The organism is Acinetobacter rathckeae, from assembly GCF_015627125.1.
In the GTDB taxonomy this organism is placed as follows: domain Bacteria; phylum Pseudomonadota; class Gammaproteobacteria; order Pseudomonadales; family Moraxellaceae; genus Acinetobacter; species Acinetobacter rathckeae.
Genome location: NZ_VTDO01000003.1, coordinates 174106 through 199668 on the forward strand (window position 1 = coordinate 174106; position 25563 = coordinate 199668).

The window sequence follows — 25563 nt, forward strand, 5'->3', positions numbered from 1 at the left end:
TATCCTCAAGGTTATACACATAGATATCAACAGGGTTATACTCAGGTTTTTCCACAACATAATATATTGATTTAAAATCATAAATTTAGAATTATTCGATCGTATCATCATAACCTAAAGTCGCATCAAGCCGTAAAATTAACTCAACATCGGGTTGCCAATATAATACGCCATAACCTGCCACACCATGCATGCCTCTTAAATACAAATAACTCGCCCCACCTAAATGCTGCTCAATGGTATAACCCTGTAGTTTTTGTTTTAAATAACGATGCAATGCCACCAAATATAAACATGCCTGTAACCAATAACTGCTTTGCGACATATTTTTAGCGATTTGCTCGGTCGTATAGGCCGTAATTGACTCCCCTAAAAAGTTACTTTTATAATCGGCAATGTAATATTTACCTTCAAATAAATACACCAAGTCAATTGAACCATTCATAAACCGTGCCGACTCAGCTGCATTTAATGTGGGAATGGTTATGCCATACTCTTGCAACAAACGATAGATTCGCTGTGTAGCAAAGACACGGTCAGACAATGCCAAGTGGAAAGGAAATTCCGACAAATAGTCTTTACGAGCTAACTGTTGTAAACAAAATTCCCCATGCATTGGGGTCTGTACAATCGCCTGCAACCAATCAATGACTGCCTGAATCATCTGCTGTTCAGGTTGCTCAGACTGTGTTTGGTAGTACTCCAGTAACGGTTGGCGTAATGCCACATAGTCATTTTTAAAACGGCGTTGTATCTCTATGGCCCAATCTTGGCTGTTTTGAAAGTCAATTTGCTCAAAGATTTCATGTAAAAAATTACCTGCCTGTGTCCCCATAGGAAATTTCATGGCAATGCTTGAAATGGGCGTAGGTTCAGCATCCATCACTGTGACAGATGGCACAGCAATTTCATCATCGGCAGGGTGTTGTATGCTGTCTTGCTCAACCAATAAGTCTTGTGCCTGTTGACGGGTCAAGTGTTGTGCCAAGGCTGAAAAACTGGTGCGTGAACGGGGGTACAACCTTAACTTAGGCAACGGCTGTGCATGTATTGCAATCACTTCATGCGTTTTTTCACGGTAAGCGACTGGAGCACTCAAAATCTCATCGGCTTGCATGCTGTCCACATGCTCAAAGGGCACGCCTTGTGTCCAAAAGCTCACGCCTGCGGGATTTTTAGGCTGCGTCATCACCACATACATACGATGACTGGCACGGGTTAATGCCACATACCATAAACGATTTTGCTCTGCTTCGGCACGGGCTTGGTGTTGTGACAACGCCTGTTCTTGTAAATGTGCTTGGTCATTAATTTCAACCACACGTTGCGTTTTAGCGTTGGTATCCGTCACTTCAGTGGTTGAAAAATTTAAGGTTTTATTTTTTTCACTAAAAGTAGAGTCTGCATTGATTAAAAAAACAATTTTAAACTCTAATCCTTTCGACTGGTGTATGGTCATGAGCTGTACACCTGCCACGCTCGACAACGCCCGTTCTAGCTCCCATTCTCGCTCACTGGGTGCAGCCACTTGTTTAATATACCACTGGTATAAATTGTGTGGCCCTTGATAATGCCGACTCTCATTGCTGAGTAAATCACTCAAGTGTCTTAAATCGACCACGGCCCGCTCATTGTCACGCGAGGCATATTTCACGATGCTTTGCCAAATATTCAGTTCATTCAATGCAAACTGCCAAGCGGTTAAGAACTGCCGTGTGAACCACATTTCACGAATCTGATCAAACACAGCAATGTATTGCCCCAAACCATCGGCTTGCGTTTCCAGCTGAACCAAGTCCGATACGTTAAAACCCATTAACCGAGTCGCCAAAGCCCGTTTGACCAGACGCTCATCGAAAGGGTTTAAAATTGCCGCTAAAAATGCAGCCACATCTTGTGCCATACGGCCTGCAAAGACACTGCGTTTGGCAGGACGATTTACTCGTATGCCTAAACGCTCTAACTCGTATTGTACTAAGTCTAAGTTGTGATGATTTTTAGACAGCACCGCAATATCATCGAGTTGTATGGGCTGTTGCTGTTGGTCTTTTTGCGTATATAACAGACCGTGTTGTGCCTGTTGTAATAGGGTAGAAATTTGCCATGCCACTTGTATGTCTGCACTGACGTGTTTTTTATCGCTGATGGTTAGCCACCGTAGTGGTGCGTGGTTTTCTCCCACAGCATCAACCAAACTTGGGTGTGGTCGTGTACCTGCTTCTACAGCCTGATAAATCACTTGCTCACCAAAATCTGGGCGTTGAAGTAGCAAAGCATCGACTGCCTGTACCAGTGGTTTGACTGTTCTATGGTTGTATTTTAAGCGGTAGTATCGACCTTGTTTGGCGGTCACATCTTGCTGTGCTTGTATAAAGGTCAGCATGTCACCACCACGAAAGCCATAAATGGCCTGTTTCCGATCTCCCACCATGACCATACAGCCTTGCATATAACGCTGCTCATCACGCCAGATTTTCGCCAGCATGTTGTCTTGGTCTTGGTTTGTGTCTTGAAACTCATCAACAAAAATCAGTGGATAACTGCGTTGTACAAAGGCTGCAAAGGCTTGACCTTGACTGTCTTGCAATGCATCGGACAAAGTTTTAATTTGCTGTGCAAAGGTGGTTTCACCCTTGTATTGTAATAACGCAGGTAAACGCTGTTTCACTTGTTGACACAGATAAAACTTAAAGTAGGTTTCTGTCTGTTGTAGTTGCTGCTGTATCTCAGCAAGTTGTGTCAGCACCTCAAAAAAGCGGTGCAATTCGGAATCATTGTAAAATGCCTCTGCTGCATCTGTGGGGCATTTTTTAGTAAACAGTTTTTGTGCATGAAATTGCTGTTGTAGCTTATATAAAGATGCATGGTCTTGGCTAAAAAAGGCCTTGCCATCGTCTTTTAAGAACGCGTTTATTGCCGTTGGTATTGCCACTTCAAAAAGAGCGGTAAATTTACTTTTATCTCTATACAGCGTACCACTCACCCCCTGTATATACTCCCCTTCAGCGGTGTAATATGCTGCAAGATGTGCCACTGAAAGCCCACTGAGTTTACGTTGTAATTGCTCAATTTCCTCTAATGCCAATTTAGGTGGCATGGGTGAATTAAACTGAGCATTGCTAAAATTGAGTGTATCTTCTACCAATTTCATGTAGTGTTCGGCAGGGTGTAAATGCCCTGCAAAGTACATAAAATCGATCTGCTGTTGGCTTTGTTGTTGTAGCCACTCTCTGAGTATGTCGTGAATCAGTTGTTTAATATAGTGTTTCGATTGGTCTGTAATGTCTGCACGTTCTATTTTGCCACTTTCAAAAGCAAATTCTCTGAGTAACTTTTGGCTAAAGCTGTCGAGTGTACCTACAAATAAATCATCAAGCTGTGAAATCACCACATTTAAACGTGAGCATAAGTAATCTATTTTATTGAAATATTGGCTGAGTAAAACCACATATAATGGGTCTGTACCTTGGGTTTTTAGCATTTCAAGCCATGTCAGGTTTTCTTGTTCGGCATAGCCTTGACGCTGCTTAAAAAAGTCGAATGCTTCAAGGAGTCGTTTACGGGTACGTAGTTTTAACTCGGCAGCCGCCGCACGGGTAAATGTGGTTGCAACTACCTGTTTAGGCAGATACTTTTCAACCAATGCCCGTACAATCAGGCTAGATAAAGTAAACGTTTTGCCCGACCCTGCCGATGCCTCAATCCAATGTAACCCTGTAAATTGAATGTCTTGAATCGGATCAAATGACACGGCTGTGCTGTTATCCATGCTTACAAAGCTCCACATATTGAAGATACATTGGGGCATACAAACGATATGACCACGTTAAGCAAGCATCTTGTAATAAGGCGGTGCGATCTTGCTGTTGTAAGATAAACTCCCAATCTTGATGGTACTGTGAGGCTTTATCTTCACTAACTGCAAATGCACCGTATTCATAGTTGTTTTGCCATGCTTTGAGCAATAACTGCATACTCTTTTCATCAAGTACATGCTGTTCATCGACCTGTTGCCATGTTAGTGCTTTGCTGTCTTCTATTATCGGTTTCAGTAATAGTGCTGCAGGCAACACTAACGGCGTTTGCTGTGCAACGTGCCATGCTTGCCACCAATCAGCCAAATAGCTTTTGGCTTGACTAGAGCTGACACCTTGGCAAATCATGGTCTGATTACTAAAAACCACCACCCGTTTTAAATCTGTACCGCCGTCTGCAAGGTCTAAATAACTGAGCCATAATAAATACTCCAGCCACACTTTGGTGCATCGTTCCGCCCGTGCACTCGCTGCCTGCAAACTCACCCATTGCTGTGCACCTTTTTCAGCAATACGTATGCGTATATACAGCCCTTCTTCAATGCATAAGGTATCTTGCGTGGTTTTTGTGGGTTCAGTGGCATAACGGCGTAGCTCAACCAGTAGGTCTGTATGCTCTTGCTGTGCCTGTTGCCATGCACTGTGCTGTACTTTTCCGACGGGCAAACAGTCCATGAGTAAGTCTGCATCTGGCAGATGTTGTTGCTGTTGTAAAAAATCACGGATCTGATAACGGCCTAAACCATCTAACAATAGCGGTTCACTGTCTTGTATTTCATCTGCCAAACGTAGGTTTGCTAGACCTAACGCTTTTAAATATAACTGTGCAGGAAAGGTGACATCAGACAACCACTGTTGTTGCTCAAGCACTCGAAGCGTTTTGGCAGAGGTGTTGACTTCGGCATCAACCCACGCAGGACGTTTTGCCGTATGGTTTTGTAACTGTAGTGCGACATCAAACCACTGATTTTTGTATTGTGTCGAGCCATCTTGGCTAAAATAATCAAGGTCAAAGGGCTGTAAATAATGTAATTGATACAGTGGTCGCAGATTCGGTGAAATCTCTAAACCACGATCATCAAGTGGCATCGGCTGCTCTGGCTCTGCCACAATCAATTGTAGATGATCAATTAACTCTTGTAATACCGCAGATGGTGGGCGAACATCACCGCCATTGGCATCAAAGCCATTATAAAACAACCAAAGGGCATCTTTAGCCAACAACAAGGCATCTAAAAAAGCCCCTTGGTCATCTTCAAGCCGTGAGCGGTCGCCTAAAATGGGGCGTAACACTTGCATCAAATCAAATGGAATATGCCGTTGCTGACTTGGAAAAATACCGCTGTCTAAATTCAGCAACACCACCAAACGATATGGCAGTGGACGAATCTGCCCAATTTCACTAAAAGTAATGGCACCACTGGGTATGGCTTGCTCGACATGGCTTTCTATGGCATTGCTAATTTCTTGAATCACACTGGCCAGTGGCAAAGTTAAATCACTTAACGCCGCAAGGTCTTCGGTTTTGGCATGCCGTTGCTCATAGTTGGCTGTTAAGGTGAGCATACGTATTTGTTTTTGTATGACTTCTTTAACACTACGTAAAACCGTTTCACCCTGCTTTTCAAAGGCCGTGACTTCATCAAGGAGTTTAAATAGCCACTGCTCAACGGTGGTCTGTGTGTATTGCTCACTATACAACCAATCACGGCGTTGATTAAAATCGTTGTATATTTGAATGAGCACCCCCACCAAAGCAAAATCTTCGGGCATTAAGTCTTCAATACTCAGCCCATCTAATACCATCACATGCTCAGGCACAGCCACGCCCTTCACTAAACGGTCTAAGGCAAATTTAAAGGTATAACGGTAATCTGTGTCTTCAGGCAATAATGTACGCTGTAAATGGGTGGCATCTAAACCACGCTTAAATCCTGCGTGCTGTAATAGCTGTAAAATACGCTCAACCGCCTGATAATCTAAGTCATAAAAACGCTGTGTAGCAAGTAGACTCAACCAATCTGAAAAGTCATCAAATTGAAAACGACCATCGGGTAAAGTGATTCGACCCAAAACTGCTTGCCATGCATTATTTAAATCAAACTGCATGACCCCTGCCATTTTTATTGGCAGATAGTCATCTTGCAATTTACCCTGATGGTTCGGCATCGGGGCAAATACACTGCGAACCAAAGGTTCTATGTCGGCAAGTGCAGGGGTTAAAATTAAAATATCATCTAAACGCCGTGGCTGTGTTGGGTCTTTTTCTGCAAGCCACGCGACCAGTTGTGTTTTTAATACTTCAAGCTGACGCAATGTGGTGTGACACACATGAATTTGAATAGAGTGGTCATGCTCATCTAGTGCATACCCATTGGCTTCAGGCTCCATTAAATACAAAATATCTGCCTGTAACTGATGAAGTAAACTGTCTGTATCAATATCAATAAACACATCGTCCCACTCGCCTTCTTCACCTGAAGATAACCCTGCAAGCAGTGAAAAGTGATCTCGTGCCTGTTTACCAAAACGCGTCAGTAATGGGTGTCTAGACTCTCGTGATTCAGCATTAAAGTGCTGATTAAAACTTCTGAGAAAATGGGCAATATCATCATCAGAGACCGCTTTGCCCTGTTGCTGATTTTTTTCAATAAAACGCTGTTTTACTTTTGCGTCGTAACTTTTTTTCCATTTTGGGTCGACACTGTCTGCCCAATACTCTTGCGATGGATTGTAGTGATAAATGCTAATGTCGATGTATTGTGCCAAACGGCGTAAAAAATGCAGTTGAATCGGTGGTAAATCTAACAATGTAAATACAATCACCTGTTGCGGTAATGCATCACGACGCTCAGGCTCTGTCATCTGCTCTAGGCTTTGCCAAAAAACATCATCAATGGCCTGTATATTTAAAAAATCGTCGTGAAAAATATGTTGCCATAGCCAACTTTGCCATGTTTCTAAGGCACTGGCTTGCTCTAAATTATATAAAGACAACTGTTGGTCAGACGCAATCAGGCTTTCTATGTCTAAATGTTGTCCCTTACCCCACTTTGCCAACCAATTATGGGGACAGCTACACAGCAAACTGCCATGATCTTGGTTACAGTAGCCCCGATACGCCATATAGTGGCTAAAGAGTTTCGATACATTTTCTGCCACCCAGTACCACATGCTTTGCTGTTTTTGTTGCTTTTGCTTGGCGTCTGTTAAATGTGAAGCACTGTCTTCAATACGCTGAATAAACGCATGCATGGGGTGGTCTAAAGGTAGCTTCGCTCCCTGCTCGCTTAACTGCGACAACACCGTATAAATACGCCACTTCATGACTAAACGCGGTAAATTGGCTTGGCGAACTTGGTCTTTATTGGTCAACACATGCTGATAAATAAACCACTGAAAGGCCTGAATCCGATGATGAAACACATGATTAGCACTGATGCCATGTTGCTGTGCAATATACTGGGTGAGCCAATGTTCAATGGCAGGATTAGGCACAATAAAATGCTGGCTTTGCAATGCCCCCAATAAGTTTTCAGAGGGCTGATTCAACTGTGCCGATAAAATTTGAGCCAATACCTCTAGCTTTTGGCTTTGGCAAACATGAATCGCCATTGATGCTCTCCTGAATTATTATGAGTATGATCGCCAAACAGATTATAACCAGATCTACTCATTTAAGTGGTGGTATACGCAAAAGGGATTCAATACCTAAGGTGTAATTATTTTATAAGTTTCATGAGATGGTAATTTTCAAGCTAAATTTCATACCGTAAGTCGTTAAATGCTTATACTTACATGGTATATAATTTTCACCTCTATAGAGTTTTTATTGGTTTCACTGACTACAGACAGGTTGTAGCCATTCATATTTTTTTAAATTTACGACTCATCAACTTTCTCTAATGCCAAGAATTTCTTTGCTTTAAAGGGCTTAAGTAGCGGACTCAAAGTCATCAGTGCAAGAAAAGTACAACCTAAAAATAAAATACCTTGTGAAATTAAAAAGCTACTAGGTATTTTATTGATACTTTCTCCATTAACTAGATACAAAAACAATAGCCAATACATTGGGAATAATGAACCAAGAGCAATTATAAAATATACCCATGTTCCTAATGTACTTAATTTCTCGGCATGCTTTGTTCTCCACCCTTTCTTCAAAATATATTGTTTGGTATTTATATCTTTCTCTAGATACTGCTTAGCAGATTCATAATAAAAAATTGCTAAACGGGTATCTCTGCAACTAAGAATATATTCCAATAAATCTCGGTCAGGGTGTGAGTAATTAAGTAATCTATTTAATTTAGCAACATTCAAATGATATAGAATTTTCGCTCTATGATTCTTAAGTGACTCATCATGAGTTAAACCCTCTTTATCTTTTATTTCTGCTTGAGTTCTTTTTACTTTATAATTTTGGTATTCTATTATTACGTTAAAAATCCCAGACTTGATTAGAAAAAAAATAAGTGTTACTGCTAAAATCAGAACAGCACCTATACCCAAAATGATTAGGCCATAAGAACTCTGAAGCATTAAATTCAATAATGGATTCAAGTTTAATTCTGAATTCAAACTCACTGACATTTCATTAAACCTTTGTTTTATTTGTAAAGACCGCAATTATTAATAATAACTTACTTTATCTAAAAATAGATAACTGCTCCTAGACCATATTCAACGAATACCTCCCCTCTTCTGTAACCTTTGGATAATCTTCATTAAAATGTGCCCCTCGACTTTCTAAACGACCCAGTGCACCAGTCACCATCAGTAATGCAACAAGAATTAAATGCTCTGTAGGGTACTTGGTCTGCCATGCTTTTAACTGCAAATATAGTTGTTCTAAACCTGCCTGAATCCGTACACCCCCCATATAGCGACTCATCCATTTTTGAAGTGTCGAGTGGGAAAAAGTATCTGCTGATACATTCGCTACAGGTACAGATAATGGCTTAAAAGTATGCATCTGACCCACAGTCGGATATGCCCATGCACTCTGCGAAACAACATCTTGTGCAATATTACGTCCAACCACCACACACTCTAATAATGAATTACTCGCTAAACGATTTGCACCATGCAAACCTGTACATGCAACCTCACCTACAGCATATAAATTTTGAATATCTGTATGCCCTACAGCATCTGTCAGCACACCACCACAGCTATAATGAACCGTTGGTGCAACAGGAATCATCTGATAGCAAATATCTAACCCTAAAGCACGGCACTTCGCATCAATTGCAGGAAAATGTTGTTGAATAAACGTTTCATCTAAATGCGTCATATCTAACCAAACAGGCTGGTTGTTTTGCTTCAGCATTTCTGTACATATTGCTCGTGCCACAATGTCTCTTGGTGCAAGTTCCGCACGTGCATCGTAATCTGGCATAAAGCGATGCCCACTGGCATTACGCAATATTCCACCTTCGCCACGCAATGCTTCAGAAATCAAAAAACCGTCTGCATTGGGCAGAGCAAGTCCTGTCGGATGAAATTGTATACACTCTAAGTTTACAATACGGCACCCTACTTTAAACGCCAATGCAAGGCCATCTCCTTTTGCACTCACAGGGTTTGTAGTTCGTTCAAAAAGCTGTCCAACACCACCTGTTGCAAGCACTGTATGCTGTGCAATAAAAGTATATTGCTCGTGACCCTGTCTACAACGCAAACCATAACACTGTGTATTTGTGGTCAGAATTTCTTCTACCTCATGCCCCACCAACTGGTCAACATTAGGTGCATGTTCAAGCTGTTTCACTAAAGCCTGAATGACTGATTTCCCCGTATGATCTGCCACATGCACAATACGGCGATGATCATGCCCACCCTCTTGGGTCAGGTGCACACGTTGAGTATTCACTTGATCACAATCAAACACCACGCCTTGTTGCTGCAACCATGCAATCGCCTCAGGGGCTTGCGCTAAAATTTTCTGTGTATTTTTCACATCACATAAGCCCGCACCTGCGTTCAGGGTATTTGCAACATGATTTTCCACGCTGTCTGTTTCAGCTAAAACAGCCGCTATACCCCCTTGCGCCAAATAACTCGCACTAGTGAACAGATCATCTTTTAATAACAACGCAACACGCAAATGCTTTGGCAAAGACAGCGCAACGGTTAAACCTGCTAAGCCTGCCCCAACAATAACAACATCATACTCACAACGCTGTATCATCCGACTGCTCCATTAACCATGTATTAAATGAATGTGCACCTACGTTTAAATCATGCTTGCTTTCTTGACTAAACTTTTGATACTGCGCTGAAAAAGCCAACATTTTTAAAATCGGGTTTTCAGCATCGATGATTAAATTGGCATCTAATTCAACACGCTGATGCTGATACTTCAAAACATTCAAACATGCCTCCAAACCATTCATGGCCATCCATGGACAAAAAGCACATGATTTACACGTTGCGCCATTGCCTGCGGTTGGCGCTGCAATAAATTGTTTCTCGGGGGCTTGTTTTTGCATTTCGTGCAAAATTCCCAAATCCGTCGCCACAATAAAAGTCTGATTTTCATATTGTGTAACAGCTTTCAATAGCTTACTGGTTGAGCCAATCACATCTGCATAGGCCACAACTTCAGCAGGTGATTCAGGATGCACTAAAACCAATGCATCAGGATGCTTTGTCTTTAAATGTTCAAGCTCAATACTTTTAAATTCATTATGTACAATACAAGAGCCCTGCCATAACAGCATGTCTGCACCTGTTTGTGCTTGAATATAACTGCCTAAATGACGGTCAGGCCCCCAAATGATTTTTTGACCCTGTGCATGTAAATACTGCACGATTTCAATCGCAATGGAAGATGTGACCACCCAATCTGCACGCGCCTTCACTTCGGCACTGGTGTTGGCATAGACAACCACTGTACGGTCAGGATGCTCATCACAAAATTTTGAAAAGGCATCTATTGGACACCCCAAATCTAGTGAACACGTGGCTTCTAAATCTGGCATCAATACTGTTTTTTGTGGGCTTAAAATTTTAGCCGTTTCACCCATAAACCGAACCCCTACCACAAGTAAGGTTTCTGCAGGGTGTGACTTACAAAATTTTGCCATTTCAAGCGAATCGCCCACCATACCGCCTGTTTCTAAAGCCAAATCTTGTAATTCAGGTTCAACATAATAATGTGCCACCATGACCGCACCGCGTTCTTTAAGTAAGGTCTTGATCTCTACAATATAAGACTGTTGTTGTTCTTGGCTCATCAGCTGTGGCACTTTTGCCCATGCTTGCTGCAACGTACAGCTATTTTCTACCTGTTCGGCTTTGGCATCGACTAAATACGTGTGCATGAAATCCAATGATGGCTTTTCATAGTGATAATGTTCTATGACGTTTCTCATGACATTCATCCAAATTACGGCTTTAGTGATTATGCTCATAATGAGCATATAAATTCAAACTATTTCTACTCAACTTGAGCATAAATAAAATAAGATATTGTTTTATATAGATTTAATTTTTAACTACAGAATTGCTGTAATTTATAGCGAAACATTCAAGAATATTCACTGTTTCGCATACAATAGAGATCAGATATCTACCCATTTAATATAAGAGAACACAAAATAGATATGGTTCAAGAAACAACCACCGAACTTGTTGCTGTACTTATTGCCGTCACACACTTTTCAGCACGTGTTTTAACCATCAATGAAGGTCATTTACTCCCTTCAGGCCCCTTGCAAGTGATTCACCACTCACTACAAGCAGGTGCTCGCACATGGGTACAACAACAAACCAGACAACCTTTGGGATATATGGAACAACTCTACACCTTTGTAGATGTCAAACGCTCTCAACATATTGGCTATCCTATGGTGTATGTCAGCTATTTAGGATTGGTCAAAGAAGCCGATGAAGAAAAATTAGCTTTAGATGCAAAATGGAATGACTGGTATAACTACTTTCCATGGGAAGATAAACGACAAGCCAAAAACCAAGAAAAAATTGTATTAATTATCAAAAATATACAAGACTGGATTGACTCATCGGCAAGTGGTGAAATACGCACGCAACGCATCCAACGTATGAATTTATGTTGGGGGCTAAATGGCCATGAATGGCAAGAAGAACATGTGTTATTGCGTTATGAACTCATGTATGAAGCAGGGTTGATTGCAGAGTCACCTTATTTTAATCAACAATTGCCTGAAAGCATTACAGGGCAACCCATGCACAATCATCATCGTAGAGTGTTGGCCACAGCCATGACACGCTTACGTGCAAAATTAAAATATCGCCCTGTGATCTTTGACTTGATGCCTTCTGAATTTACCTTACTTCAATTACAAAAGAGTTTAGAGGCGCTCACAGGCATTGAACTACATAAACAAAACTTTCGACGCTTCATACAACATCAAAACCTGATTGAAGCGACAGGAAAAGAAGCACTTGTTGAGCGAGGGCGGCCTGCTCAACTGTATCGCTTTAAAAGCAATGTATTACAAGAAAGCTTACTTTCAGGCTATAAACTCCCAACAGCCAACAACTAAAAAGATTGCATCTGCATAAATTTCCGACATATACTCTATATGAGCATATATTGGAGATTTACGATGCATTACCCACTGCCTGATGTCATTTTACAACTACTCGTAGAGAGTGCTTTACGAGAAGATTTGGGACGACGTGGTGATGTAACCTCTGCAGCTGTCATTCCTACTCAAAAAGAAGCACAGCTCCATATTGTGGCGCGTGAATCAGGTATTTTATGCGGTATAGATTTAGCTCGCCTGACATTTAAAACCATGCATCCTCATTTGGTCTTTCATGCTCACCTAGAAGATGGTGCGACACTCACACCCAATACCGTCATTGCTTCGATTCAAGGCAATGCACATGCCATTTTAAGCGCTGAACGTACTGCACTGAATTTTCTGACCCATTTAAGTGGTATTGCCACCACAACACATGAAACTCAGCATCTGATTTCACATACCCCAACACGTTTAACCTGCACACGTAAAACTATTCCTGGTTTAAGAGATATTCAAAAATATGCAGTGCGTACAGGTGGTGGAAGAAACCATCGCATGGGCTTAGATGATGCCATCTTAATTAAAGATAACCATATTGCCCTTGCTGGTGGAGATATTATTTTAACCATTCAAAAAGCTAAAGCTTATGCAGGACATCTGATTCCTGTAGAAGTTGAGGTCGACACACTAGAGCAACTTGAACGTGTGCTAGAAGAAGGTGTGTCATTGGTGTTATTAGATAATATGTCACCTGATGTATTGAAAAAAGCTGTTGCAATGTGTCACGGAAAAACGGCCACCGAAGCTTCAGGCGGCATTACGCCCAACACTGCCAAAGCAGTTGCAGAAACAGGGGTTGATTTTATAGCTTTAGGCTATTTAACCCACAGTGCACGGTACTTAGATATTGGCTTAGACTACATATAACCTATCAAACTCAATCTGGGAATAATGCTTTGTTATTCCCACTGTGTAATACCTACCTAAATAAAGCCCTATACTTGATTACACATTATACAATAATGCAATATGTTGTCTTTACATACAAACACGCTAAAACCACGCCTCTATTCAAGCGAATCTATACAAAAAACTTCCCAACCTAAATAGTAATAATTATAATTATCGTTTATTTAGGGGTTCATTATGCAGGTCAAACGCTCTTTTTTGGCATTATCTATTCTTGCCACCACTTTCCCAAATGTCTATGCAGCATCTGAAAACAGTACAGTCCTTCCATCTATTCAAGCTCAAGCTGAAAAAAATGACCAAGACCAAAAAAACTATGCAGCGAAAACAGCTTCTGTGGTCAAAACGGGGGCATCACTGTTTGAAACAGCGCAGTCTATTAGTGTCGTAACCCAGCAACAAATTGAAGAAAAACAAATGCAAAGTGTCACCGATGCCTTACAAGGCGTAGCTGGTGTGAACTCTGCCCCTTACGGTCGCCGTGGTTGGGATGACTTTATTATTCGCGGACAAATCTCAAGTGCACAAACCTATGTTGATGGTTTACGCACCCAAACATCAACCAATGTTTTAAGATCTGAAGACATTGCAGGCGTACAATCTGTAGAAGTGGTTAAAGGCCCAACTTCTGTCGGTTATGGCTTAGCTCTGCCCGGTGGTTTAGTCAATTTAACCACCAAACGTCCTGAAGATAAAACATTTGTGAACAGCAGTTTAACATACGGTAGTTATGCGCTTAGAGAAGCTGTGATTGACGCGAACTATGCGCCAAATGAAGACAGTAACAAAGGTGCAGTACGTTTAGTCGCTAAAGCCTCATACCAAAATGACCCAACGGACTACGTTTACTTTAAAAACCAATATGTGGCTACATCATACAACTTTGATCTCGGCGACAAAGATGAATTGTCTGTGATTGCAAGCTATCAGCATCGCAACTACATACGTAACCAAGGCATACCAAGCAACTATCAAGGGTATAGCCGTAAAATATTTATTGGTGAACCTGACCGTGGCTATGACGTAGATGTATACCGTTTTGGTAGCAACTATACGCACTATTTCAACAACAACTGGAAGTTTAACCAAAACTTTGCGGCAACGCGTAATACCAGTTGGAGTAACTCCGTATTTTCAGCATCTGGAGCGAAATTTCCAACCATTACCCGCCAAATCAACTACCAAGACAAACAAGACAGTAACTTTGCACTTGATCAAAACCTACAGGCAAACTTTAACCTAGGTGCTGTCAATTACGATGTGATGCTTGGGGTAGATATGATGCGTGAACGCAGCGATTATTACCAACGTGTAGACACAATTAATTCCCTCAATGCCAATAAGCTTGTTTATGGTGTGACCAGTATAAAAACAGGTACACCTTCGTGGAACTTAACCTACAACCAATACACAGGTTTATACTTAAAAAATAATTTTAAATTTAATGACAGCTGGTTATTAAATTTATCGGCACGTCATGACTGGACACAGGTTAAGGTCTATAACTTTTTAAAAAATAGCACCATTAAAAACTCGGACAATGCCTTCACAGGTAGTGCGTCTTTAATGTATGAAGTAAATGACCACTTTGCACCATACACCACCTACTCCACTTCATTTATGCCAGTAACAGACACTGGGGCACAAGGTGAATTATTAAAGCCTGAGCAAGGTAAACAGATTGAAGCAGGTGTAAAACTACAAGGCTTTGACGGTCGCTTACAAGGTTACATGGCATACTACGACTTAGTACGTAAAAATGTGACTGAAACAAGCACTACTGGTACTTACTCTATTCAAACAGGTGAGCAAACCACCAAAGGCTTTGAAGCTGAATTGTCTGCTGCGATTACACCACAGTTGAATGTTTCTGCTGCTTATAGCTATATTCCAACTGCAAAAATTACTGACAGCATTACCAAAGCAGACATTGGCAAACGCATTAACCACGTACCTAAAAATGCGGCATCGTTGTCTACACAATATTACTTCGACAGTGAAAAAATGGGTTGGAACATTGGCGGTGGTGTACGCTACCAAGGCAATGCATCAGCACAACGCACCACGTACTATGTTTACATTCCAAGCTACACCCTATTTGATGTAAATGCCGGCTACGAAGCAAAACATTGGGCAGCAAACTTGAGCGTGAAGAATCTATTTGATAAAGAATATATTCAAGGCACTACGCCAAATGCACAGCTGATTAACTTTGGTAACCCACGTACATTTATGTTTAATTTGAAGTTTAAGTACTAGATAGCCCAAATCATCAATGAAGTAGTAAAAAAGGTAGTTGGTACCATTTAGGAAAGTCCCCACATAGTCCTAAATTCTAATGGCAATCTTCTCCAACAATGCAATAAAGACTCACTTCATGGGACATCTTAAAAAAGGCGCATAAAGCGCCTTTTTTAATCTAAATTATTTATGTATTACTCACTAGCAATGTCGTTACACCGTTCATATTTGGGGAAGAAATCAAAGGTGAGCTAGTGCCTGTGTTTGAGCTTGTAGCCATTGCATTTTTCATTGCATTTAAGTTACTTGCAACTGAGGGGTCTGTCTTACCGATCGCTTTAAAAATTTGAGCAGATGTCATCTGATCACCTGAAGAAAATTTAACGGTTGACACAACATTTTCTCCACCTTTTAACCAGTTCTGCACGGTAATTTGATCTTTGGTATTTTTAACCTTAATTAATAAGTCACTTTTAACTACACTAAACGCCACTTCATTGTAATTAATACCATTAAAATAAATTTGGTCATTACCACCACCCACATTATTTAAAATATCTTGACCAAAACCTTTGTTAAATAGGTATGTATCATTACCCTTACCGCCAAAGAGCGTATCATTACCCTTACCTCCATCCAGAAGGTCATTGCCTTCACCGCCATCTAGAAGATCATTACCATCACCACCTTCTAACTCATCATCACCTGCCATACCATATAACTTATCATTTCCTGCTAAACCTTGAATTAAGTCTGCCTTGGCTGTGCCTTGAAGCTTGGCATCATTTCTCGCTGTTCCTACAATTTTATTTTTACTTGGAATTATTGGTTGTATCGGTGTTGTGCTCACTTGACCAGGTAGCGTTGTCAGTAGTTTTGGTATTTGAGTTGCCATAATGGAGTAACCATCTTCAGGTTGAATATAGCTAATAGCTTTATCATTTCCTAAAAAGTGTTCTTTAATACGTACTTGTTGTTTTAAGTCCTTATCAATTAAAATTACAAGATCGTTCTTATCTTGATGGTAGCTTAAACGGTTAGCTTTAACATTCATAAAGAATACACCATCATTACCGCCACCTGTATTGTCAATGGTATCTACACCATTATGTTCAGAGTAAAGGTATGAGTCATTTCCTGTCCCTCCAATCAATAAGTCATCACCATCTTCTCCAGCAAGAATATCATTACCTGCACCTCCAACGAGGGTATCATTACCTGTATTTTTATCAATACCATTACCACCCGATAAATAGTCATCTCCATCACCACCATCTAAGTAATCATCACCTGAAAAACCATAGAGATAATCGTTGCCCGTAGAGCCTTGAATGAGGTCTTTACCACTTGTCCCGACCAGTTGCTCACCCTGTGAGTTTGTACCTGTAATCACTTTATCGTAACCATTGGCACTCGGTTTTGGTGTAGGAACAACAGGTGTTGTTGGTTGTGGATTTTGAGGTGTTGGCGGTGTGACTGGTGTTGTATCAGTTGTTTTAAATTGTTTAGCAATATCACTGGCTAAAATAGCATATCCACCATCTGGCTGTACCATCGCAATTGCCTTTTCACCGCTTAAGAAATGATCTTTAATACGTACAGATTGCTGTGGGTCTTTGTCTACTAACACGACTAAATCATTAGTGTCTTTTGTAAAACTTAAACGATCTTTAGTAATACCATTGGTAAAGAATACAATGTCTTTACCACCACCTGTTTGGTTAATAATATCTTGCCCATCACCTAAGCGGTAAACATATTTATCATCACCTGTGCCACCATCGAGTATGTCATTACCCAATCCACCATAAAGCGTGTCGTCACCTGAACCACCATATAAAGTATCGTTTCCTTCACCACCATCTAGGTAATCATTGCCTTCATATCCATAAATAGTTTCATTTAATCCTGAACCAAAGAGGTTATTGTTATTTTTATCTCCTCTTAATTCTAAAATAGAATGATTAATCCACTCTTTAGAGATAACATGGTTGCCTTCACTCAACTCAATATGAATAAAGTCTGCAGCATTTTCTTTAAAGTAATTTCGTAAAGTAATTTCATCATTACTGTCACTACCAAAAGATAACTTCAAATCATTGCCTACTTTATTTGCTTTTATATTGTTTAGAAAATAGCCCTCTATGAGCAACGTATTTTTTTGTTGTGTTGAGGTATCGAAAGTAATGGTATCTTTATTACTCCCATTGGCATAGTGAACCGTATTTTTACCTTTACCAGCATAAATGTTGTTATTATTACTATTTAACCAGAACTCATTATCTAAGTTATTTCCAAAGACAGTTTTTGCATCTCCCTTTAATATAATATTTTCAATACCATCTGGTATATAAGTATACGTACGATCTTCGCTACTTAAATCGTATGGGTTAATTAAGATTAAATCTCCCCAAAGCTCTAACGTATCAATACCTGTCTGACCATTTTCTATAACTTTATCACCGTAAACAACTTTTAAATTGCCCATTTCATCCTTAGCAATATGATCAAAATTTTTCATTACATAGTAATCACTCCCCTCACCACCATATAAAATGTCGTTTCCTTCGCCACCATCTAAGTAATCATTACCATCACCACCATATAAAGTGTCGTTTCCTTCGCCACCATAAAGCTGATTATTCCCACTATTCCCTAAAATCTTATTATCAAGTTGGTTGCCAGTAACCTGACTATTTTTTTGTCCTATGAGTTCAACTTCCTCAATATATAAACCCGTAGTATCCAAATTATTTTCTGTGATAACTTTATCATAGCCCCCATTTTCTTGTTCTAGATCTAATCGTACGGTATCCCACTCATCAATTACATACGTATCATTGCCCAAACCACCTTGTAAGTAGTCAGCACCTTCTCCACCATCTAAATATCCCCCATCATTGCCTCCAATTAAAGTATCATCCCCCTGCCCTCCATAAATGCGAGACCATTGATTTCCAACGTAAATTCTATCATTTCCGTTTCCACCATAGATTTCATCTGAAGTTGAATATTTATTGTTTTTATCTTTTTCAATCACACTGTTAAACGTATAAATGATGTCATTTCCTTCTCCACCATAAACCGTATCATGAGCATTTATATCTGGTGTCACGATTAAATCATCACCATCTTCACCATAAACTGTGCTGCCACCTAGTCCTGTATCAACTTGGTCATTTCCTGCCCCTGCATAAATGATATCCCCCTCATAATAATATGTACTTACACCTTTAATTACATCATCTTCTGAACCATATGTTTGCTTTACTGTTCCTTGATTGAGAAATTCATCCATAGTGATGACAGTATCAATAAATTTCCTTGTATAGCTATTTGTACCAGAAAAATCATATGTGTTATAAAATCCTTTTGGATTAATAACAGATACTTTAAAGTTTTTTAAACTGTCAATTTGCTCTATATTTTCTATACTAAAAACTACATCCTTTACTGTGTATTTAGTTTCAGCTCTTAAAGAATATGATACTGTAATACCAGAAGAATCTTGCTCTAAAGAAACCTCTATTTTTTTATTTTTTGAGTTAAAGTTAACCGTCGTATTACGCTTGGTATCTGAATTAACCGCATATACTGTATCAAATTTACCTTGATCAATTAACCTGCCTTGTTTTGGATAAATATTATCATTGGAGTGGTCTCCTGTTTGAACAGTATAAAAAGGAGCAAAATTTAATTCAATCGTGCCTGTTAAGTCTTCATCACGAATAATTGTATTTTTTGCACCATCTTTAAATGTATAAGTATCATTTCCTTTACCACCATAAAGATTTACACCATCTTCCGTTGCGATTAAATGATCATCACCATTTCCACCATATAAGGTGTCAAGCTTTCTTCCGCTTAAACTATCATTACCATCTAAACCCCAAATATCGGTAATATATTTTGTCTTATTATACAAATAATCATTTTGGTCTGTTCCAGTCAAAATTTGTTTAAGGTGCTTATCTAAATCTATTGCACTCCAACTCGCATTTTTAAATTCAACAATATTAATATTTGAATTCTGTTTAAATCCCTGTACTTTAATCTCACTATTATTTTCACCATACTTAATGATTAAATCATCATTTTGAATGATAAAAGATGCGTTTTCCCATAAGGTATCTTTTAAAACAAGTTTTATTTGCCCTTCGGTTGAAATAGTATCTTGACCATCACCTTGTTGAAAAATATAAGTATTTAAATTACTTTTATTATTTTTTGAATTGAGCATATCATTACCTTTACCACCTGTAATAATATGATTTCCTGCCTGTGTTGTAATAATGTCACTACCTGAACCTGCAATAATTTCACTATTACCTGTACCAACAGTGACTTGGTTATCTCCATCACCTGCTTGGATTTTTTGATCACCATCTTTGGTAGTAATTACATCATCGCCTGAACCCGTTCTAATATAATTTTGTCCTTGACCCACTTCAATGTAGTTATTTCCATTACCAGTATAAACTTTATTATCACCACCATTTAAACTAACTTTATTATTGCCATTGAATAAGTGTATTTCCTGCTCTTTTGTTCCATAAATCAAATTACTATTTTCATTACCATAAAAAGTAACTTCAGTATTACTTAGATAAGCACCTTTATAAGCTGCATTTAATGTCATACTAGTCTGAACATTTTCCATGAAAAACTTCTTTTTAAACTCATCCACAGAAATTTCTTTTTCTTGAATAACTATTTTAGAAAAGTTCTTCAAATCAAATTCTACTGTATTCTCACCATGATGAAGCTTACCTTCATAGTAATAAGCAAAATCTTCAACTAATTCAAAATTCAGTTTAATAATATTATTAAAATCATTTTCTATAATTTTATCATGTCCAAATTTTTCATTAAAAATATAAGTATCATTCCCTAAACCACCAGTTAAAGTATTGTTTAGCTGATTACCTAAGATGGTATCGCTCTCACTACTTCCTATTGCATTTTCAATTTCTGTACCGTAGCCAATTACTAATTGGTCTTTATCTAAGATACTTTCAGATTTTTCCCCAACATAACTCCATCCACCTTGATTTAAATCTAAATGCACAGGTTTAATTTGTGAAGTTGCACTTAATGTATCAATACCAGCACCATCATAAATATAGTTCGTATCAAACTCATATATATTATCTTCAGGTTTTAAATCAGAGCGTATACCATGTAAATAATGTATAGCAGCAATATCATACATTCCAAGAGTAACGTCATTTTTCTGATTTGATGTATAAGACATGATCGTATTGTTTTGATTGTTCTCTTTTTCAGGCAAAACAGGGGCTTCGAACGGATGTTCTAAACCTAAAGCATGTCCAATTTCATGGAGTAACACCTCAAAACCATATTCGCCTTGGTTAAAAGAGCTCGCTTCTTTATATATATTAGAATTTAAATGAATTTCACCTGTTTGGGCACTGGCGTAGCCTGCTGCCGCTCCGGCTTCGGCACTCGTTAAATCATCTAAATAAAATTTAAAATCGACTTTGTCACTTAATTCTGTTACTTGCTCAAATTCGATATTTGTTATTCGGCTATATTCTTTTAATGCAAGTGTGACTGCATCTTTTTGTTGCTGAAAAAAGTTTTTAGAATTAGATAGTTTTTCATCAAAAAAGAACCCGTAAGTCACCGTATTTTTACCTTTTACTTTAATATACTCTTCAGTTGCTAGTGCATTGATAAAATAAGGTAAGTCATCCCGTCCTGTTTTAATATCCTCTAAATGCTCTGGCGGAGGTGCCATAGCCATAATATCTGCTGTGTTCCAAACTGGGCCATTTACAAAGCGAATTTCTGAAATCTCAATTTGTTCAAATTTTTCTGTATTTTCTAAATAACTATGGTTACTTTTGTTACTTATTTTATAATAGTTTTTAACAGTAATTTGGTCATTTTCTCCATACTGTACAACAAGGTCTACATCATTTTGTCTTGAAACGCCTCTAACTTGACTTGGATCAAACTTAAACAATATGTAGTTTTTTGTATTTAATGAGGCGATATCACTAACTTCTTCTTGAATAATATCTTGGCCATCACCAATAGAAAAGGTATACAAATCTGAGCCTTTACCGCCCGTTAATATATCGTTACCTTTTCCTCCATCAATAATATCATCGCCAGCACCCCCATAAATTCGATCAGCACCCTCTCCCCCATAAATAATATCATCTCCTTCATCACCAAAAAGCATATCGCTTCCTGTACCACCGTAAATTAAATCATTTCCTTCATTACCAAATAAGGAATCGTCTCCTTCATCACCAAATATAAAGTCCTCACCTTTACCGCCATAAGCTAAATCATTTCCATTCCCACCAAATAAGTAGTCATCACCATCTTCCCCCCATAAATTATCATTACCATTGTCACCATAAACGAAATCATTACCTTCATTTCCATTTACTTTGTCATTATCATCCCCTCCGTAAAGGAAGTCATCTCCATTATTTCCATAAATAGAATCTTCCCCACTTCCTCCATATATTAAATCATTTCCAAAACGTGAAATATCATTACCATTTGGTGGTGCATCTGTACCTAGTAAATTAATAACATCTCCATTAATTTTATCATCGCCAGCTCCACCGTAAATAATATCTGAATCATAGTCACCGGAAATACGATCATTGCCCTCACCTCCAAAGATGTAATCTTGTCCGATACCTCCAGATATTTCATCCTCTCCCTTTCCTCCATATAAATGGTCATTTCCAGCAAGTCCATATAAATAGTCTTTGTCATCTCCCCCATATAAATGGTCATTGTCACTAGAACCTATAATAAAGTCATCTCCAGCACCCCCATAAACAATATCTGCACCTTTTTCTCCAATCCCTTTTTCATCAAAAGAATCAAAGGTATCTGACAGCTTGAGACGATTATCTCCAGATTGAATGTAAGGCTTTAAAATAGGCATTAAATATGGCGTACCATTCATGAAGTATGAATAGCTCTCACTTTTCTCATCAAACTCTTTATAATATTTTAAACTCATATCCCATTGATAGTTATTATCATATTTATATAACTGATCAAAAATTTTTGAGATTTCCTCTTCTTTTTTTTCTTCTTGTTTGGGATTGCTAGAAATAAATTCAGCTCTTTCATAATGAGTTTCCCAGAAGAAACTCGCTCGATTTGCACCGCGTTCCTTATTAGAGTTTGCACTTAGAATAACATCATCGCCATTCCCTCCATATATTTTATCTTTTCCTAAACCGCCCCAAATATAGTCATTTCCATTACCGCCATATATTTTATCTTCGATTGAAGACCCCATAATAAAATCACTACCATTTCCTCCAAAGGCAACAGCCGCCTCATATGAATTCGCAACAATTACATCATCGCCTTCTCCACCTAAAAGATCTTTTGGTGGGTTAACAAAATTATTTCCTTCTGGGCCAGAATTATTCTCTTGAGGTGCATTTTCTATACTTGGTGCATTGGAAAAAGTTAATCCTAAATCGCCATTCTTTCTCCATTTACTAAGATAAATGTTATTTTTAAGCTCACCTTCTTTAAAAATAACGATGGTATATTGGTTACTATCACCTTGTATCTTGTTAATAATGTATTGTTTGTCAATGCTCCGCCACGCAGAAATCTCTTCATCATAGTTACCCACCTCAATTGGCTTACCATCAATTTCAAGCGTACCATCTTGGTCTGCAATTAATGTTGTGGCTGTAGATAAGTCTGTAGAGTGAAAACGGTAAATATCTTCTCCCTCTTTTCCATCAAGTACGTTGGTTCCTTTATTTCCTTCTAAGATGTCTTTGTCTTTTCCACCGACAAGATAGTCATTTCCTTCACCGCCTTTGAGCTCATTTTCACCATCATGACCTTGTATGTAGTCATTGCCTGCACCACCATCAATACGATCTTTGCCTTTACCCCCTTCAATATGGTCATTTCCTTCATTACCTTCTAGTGTGTTTTCGCCATCGGTTACAGTAATAACATCATTGCCTTTACCGCCTTTCACTTCAGCTTTAGAATAAGACTGACTCAAAACGGCAACAACATCATTGCCGTCCCCTGCATCAATTTGAATATTGCCATCTCCACCCACAATCAAGTCATTGCCTTGGTCGCCATACAGTTGGTCGTTGCCTGTTCCACCATAAATGAGATCATTTCCGTGACCACCGTAAATGGTGTCGTGACCTGCACCACCATAAATAATATCGTCTTTATCTGTGGCTGTAATGGTATCGTTACCATCGCCCAATACATAAATACGGCCACTATTTTGTACAAATTCTTTTTGTTTATCTAACTCAGGGAAAATTGAAACAGCATATGCTGCAACATATGTACTGCTAGACAACTCTATAGGAGGTAAATTTTTCAGATACTTATCTATCTTACTTTGAATATCTAAGTCATCTTGTTTAGAACCATAAACAATAAGTTTGTTATCTTTCCTATAAATGGCATTGACAATACTAATGATCTCATCTAAACCATTAATTAACGCAATTATATTGGGTCTATCTGTTATACCAAAAATAGAACTCTTTAAATTATCTAACTCTTTTTTTTGAGCATGCAATGTGGGTAAGTTAGCAGAAGTTAAATCATATGCTTGCAAACGATCTTTGGTACTTTGATCATATTTAAGTTCAACTTGGCGCCCAATCTTAAAAGGGTCAATAAATGGTTCTGTTATTCTGTTGGTTTTACCTGCCAAACCATCACGGCTTTCATAGTCAAAGTTATCGTCTATAGGTACAACACGTAAGTTTTCAATCCGTGGCTGACCACTCTCATCTATAATAAACTTAGTGTCATCACTGAGTGTGAATTGCATAGAACCAAAGACATAACTTCTTTGTAAATAGTCACTTGAGTCAATATCTAAGTTATAGTTGGTTAAACCCAAGATTCCCTGAGCTACTTTATATTCATTATCAATGACATTTTCTGAAGCACTTGGATTTTTTTTAATGAATTCAGCTTTAAATGCTGTATATTTTTCACTATTTTTATCAATAACAACGACTTTTGTGAGTAATTCATTAAAACTATAGCTTTGGCCTATTGTTAACTTTTCACTATATTTCCCTTCTAAAAACTTGGTTACAGCTAAAAATGCCCCTGGTTGTATGTAACGCCCTGCACCTTGGGTCATAAACTCGACCATATCGATCGGATGGTCGAGCTGTCCCTTTGCATCTTTATCTCTTAGCCATTTGTCATCTTTTAAATTGCTAGGTATTTCTTTTTGACCAAACAAATATAATGACAAGATTTCTTTAATGCTAATTTGTGACATGGTTATTTCCTCTTATTACTTTAAATTTATGCTGTGACAGGTATCTACAGTGTCTGAATATTGATGGCCGTACTTACCCATTTCTTCGACAGGTGTACTTTTTCCTGCTAAGACATAATCTTTTGTTTCAAAACGCCCGATTTGTCCAATCAGTTCGATATCACTGGTTTGTCGAATTAAATTTGGGTTGTTTTTAGTTGCTGTTGCAATATCTGGAATATCTTTTAGTGTGTAAATCATTTCTTCGGGCTTAGCTGCACGTGCCATTCTTTGTGTATCTTTGATATCACAACAATAACGATAAAAAGGAAACTTTAAGTAATGGGTTAAATACTTCATAGGTGGGTAGGGGTCTGCCTCAATGTCGGCTTTTTCTTCAAAGGTAATTAAACCGTCTTGTAAAGGAATAAACTTGATTGGATTAATTGGATCTTCATCATGTAAGATACTAAACTTACGTAAGTTATTCTTAAAGAATGTGATGTAATCTTCACGGCTCACATCTCGATTAGCAATGAAATAACGGACTTTTCCACCATCGTTAATGACCCCTGCCACAATTTTAAAGTTTTCTTTTAGGCTTTTATGAATGTCCATACCTTCAATTAAAGTAATAAACTGTTTATAGTCCTTGGCACTTAAAGGTGACAAATACATGGCACGAAAAGACGGGACAAAGTAACTCATTCTTCCACTCTTGGTTTCTCTAGGCCGTGGCGTT

General features: G+C 38.7%; 10 protein-coding genes. 3 read left to right on the forward strand and 7 right to left on the reverse strand.

Features of this window, described 5'->3' with window-relative positions:
* Positions 1 to 91: 91 nt before the first annotated feature.
* The 5 genes from I2F31_RS06440 to nadA form a co-directional block, all read right to left on the reverse strand.
* Positions 92 to 3769: a UvrD-helicase domain-containing protein gene (locus I2F31_RS06440; RefSeq protein WP_195773650.1), complete on the reverse strand. Its 3678-nt coding sequence runs from the start codon at positions 3767 to 3769 to the stop codon at positions 92 to 94.
* A complete protein-coding gene (locus tag I2F31_RS06445; RefSeq protein WP_195769465.1) occupies positions 3762 to 7430 on the reverse strand; it encodes an exodeoxyribonuclease V subunit gamma in 3669 nt (1222 codons plus the stop codon). The genes I2F31_RS06440 and I2F31_RS06445 overlap by 8 nt, the downstream gene beginning before the upstream one ends.
* A gap of 267 nt (positions 7431 to 7697) precedes the next feature.
* Positions 7698 to 8408: a hypothetical protein gene (locus I2F31_RS06450; RefSeq protein ID WP_195769466.1), complete on the reverse strand. Its 711-nt coding sequence runs from the start codon at positions 8406 to 8408 to the stop codon at positions 7698 to 7700.
* Positions 8409 to 8487: 79 nt separating this feature from the next.
* Positions 8488 to 10008, reverse strand: a complete 1521-nt coding sequence (gene nadB, locus I2F31_RS06455; protein WP_195773652.1) for an L-aspartate oxidase — start codon at positions 10006 to 10008, stop codon at positions 8488 to 8490.
* A complete protein-coding gene (gene nadA / locus I2F31_RS06460) occupies positions 9992 to 11143 on the reverse strand; it encodes a quinolinate synthase NadA (protein ID WP_228285129.1) in 1152 nt (383 codons plus the stop codon). Before nadA ends, nadB begins: the two co-directional genes overlap by 17 nt.
* 282 nt (positions 11144 to 11425) lie before the next feature.
* On the opposite strand from nadA, the gene I2F31_RS06465 reads away from it, so the two are divergent.
* The 3 genes from I2F31_RS06465 to I2F31_RS06475 all read left to right on the forward strand — a co-directional run bounded on the left by I2F31_RS06465 (position 11426) and on the right by I2F31_RS06475 (position 15559).
* Positions 11426 to 12346, forward strand: coding sequence for an NUDIX hydrolase (locus I2F31_RS06465; RefSeq protein WP_195769469.1), 921 nt, complete (start codon positions 11426 to 11428; stop codon positions 12344 to 12346).
* 63 nt (positions 12347 to 12409) lie between these two features.
* Positions 12410 to 13258, forward strand: a complete 849-nt coding sequence (gene nadC / locus I2F31_RS06470) for a carboxylating nicotinate-nucleotide diphosphorylase (protein WP_195773653.1) — start codon at positions 12410 to 12412, stop codon at positions 13256 to 13258.
* Between the two features lie 219 nt (positions 13259 to 13477).
* A complete protein-coding gene (locus I2F31_RS06475) occupies positions 13478 to 15559 on the forward strand; it encodes a TonB-dependent siderophore receptor (RefSeq protein WP_195773655.1) in 2082 nt (693 codons plus the stop codon).
* Between the two features lie 169 nt (positions 15560 to 15728).
* On the opposite strand, the gene I2F31_RS13305 is transcribed toward I2F31_RS06475, so the two are convergent.
* Positions 15729 to 24842, reverse strand: coding sequence for a calcium-binding protein (locus I2F31_RS13305; RefSeq protein ID WP_266096541.1), 9114 nt, complete (start codon positions 24840 to 24842; stop codon positions 15729 to 15731).
* A 15-nt stretch (positions 24843 to 24857) separates the two neighbouring features.
* Positions 24858 to 25563 (reverse strand): hypothetical protein (locus I2F31_RS06535; RefSeq protein WP_213014827.1); only part of this gene is annotated, 706 nt, incomplete at its 5' end.

Bases quoted from the DNA above. Each gene is read 5' to 3' on its own strand.
- nadB (WP_195773652.1), bottom strand. From the start codon at position 10,008: ATGATACAGCGTTGTGAGTATGATGTTGTTATTGTTGGGGCAGGCTTA.
- I2F31_RS06475 (WP_195773655.1), top strand. From the start codon at position 13,478: ATGCAGGTCAAACGCTCTTTTTTGGCATTATCTATTCTTGCCACCACT.
- I2F31_RS06465 (WP_195769469.1), top strand. From the start codon at position 11,426: ATGGTTCAAGAAACAACCACCGAACTTGTTGCTGTACTTATTGCCGTC.
- nadA (WP_228285129.1), bottom strand. From the start codon at position 11,143: ATGCACACGTATTTAGTCGATGCCAAAGCCGAACAGGTAGAAAATAGC.
- nadC (WP_195773653.1), top strand. From the start codon at position 12,410: ATGCATTACCCACTGCCTGATGTCATTTTACAACTACTCGTAGAGAGT.
- I2F31_RS06445 (WP_195769465.1), bottom strand. From the start codon at position 7,430: ATGGCGATTCATGTTTGCCAAAGCCAAAAGCTAGAGGTATTGGCTCAA.
- I2F31_RS13305 (WP_266096541.1), bottom strand. From the start codon at position 24,842: ATGTCACAAATTAGCATTAAAGAAATCTTGTCATTATATTTGTTTGGT.
- I2F31_RS06450 (WP_195769466.1), bottom strand. From the start codon at position 8,408: ATGTCAGTGAGTTTGAATTCAGAATTAAACTTGAATCCATTATTGAAT.
- I2F31_RS06440 (WP_195773650.1), bottom strand. From the start codon at position 3,769: ATGGATAACAGCACAGCCGTGTCATTTGATCCGATTCAAGACATTCAA.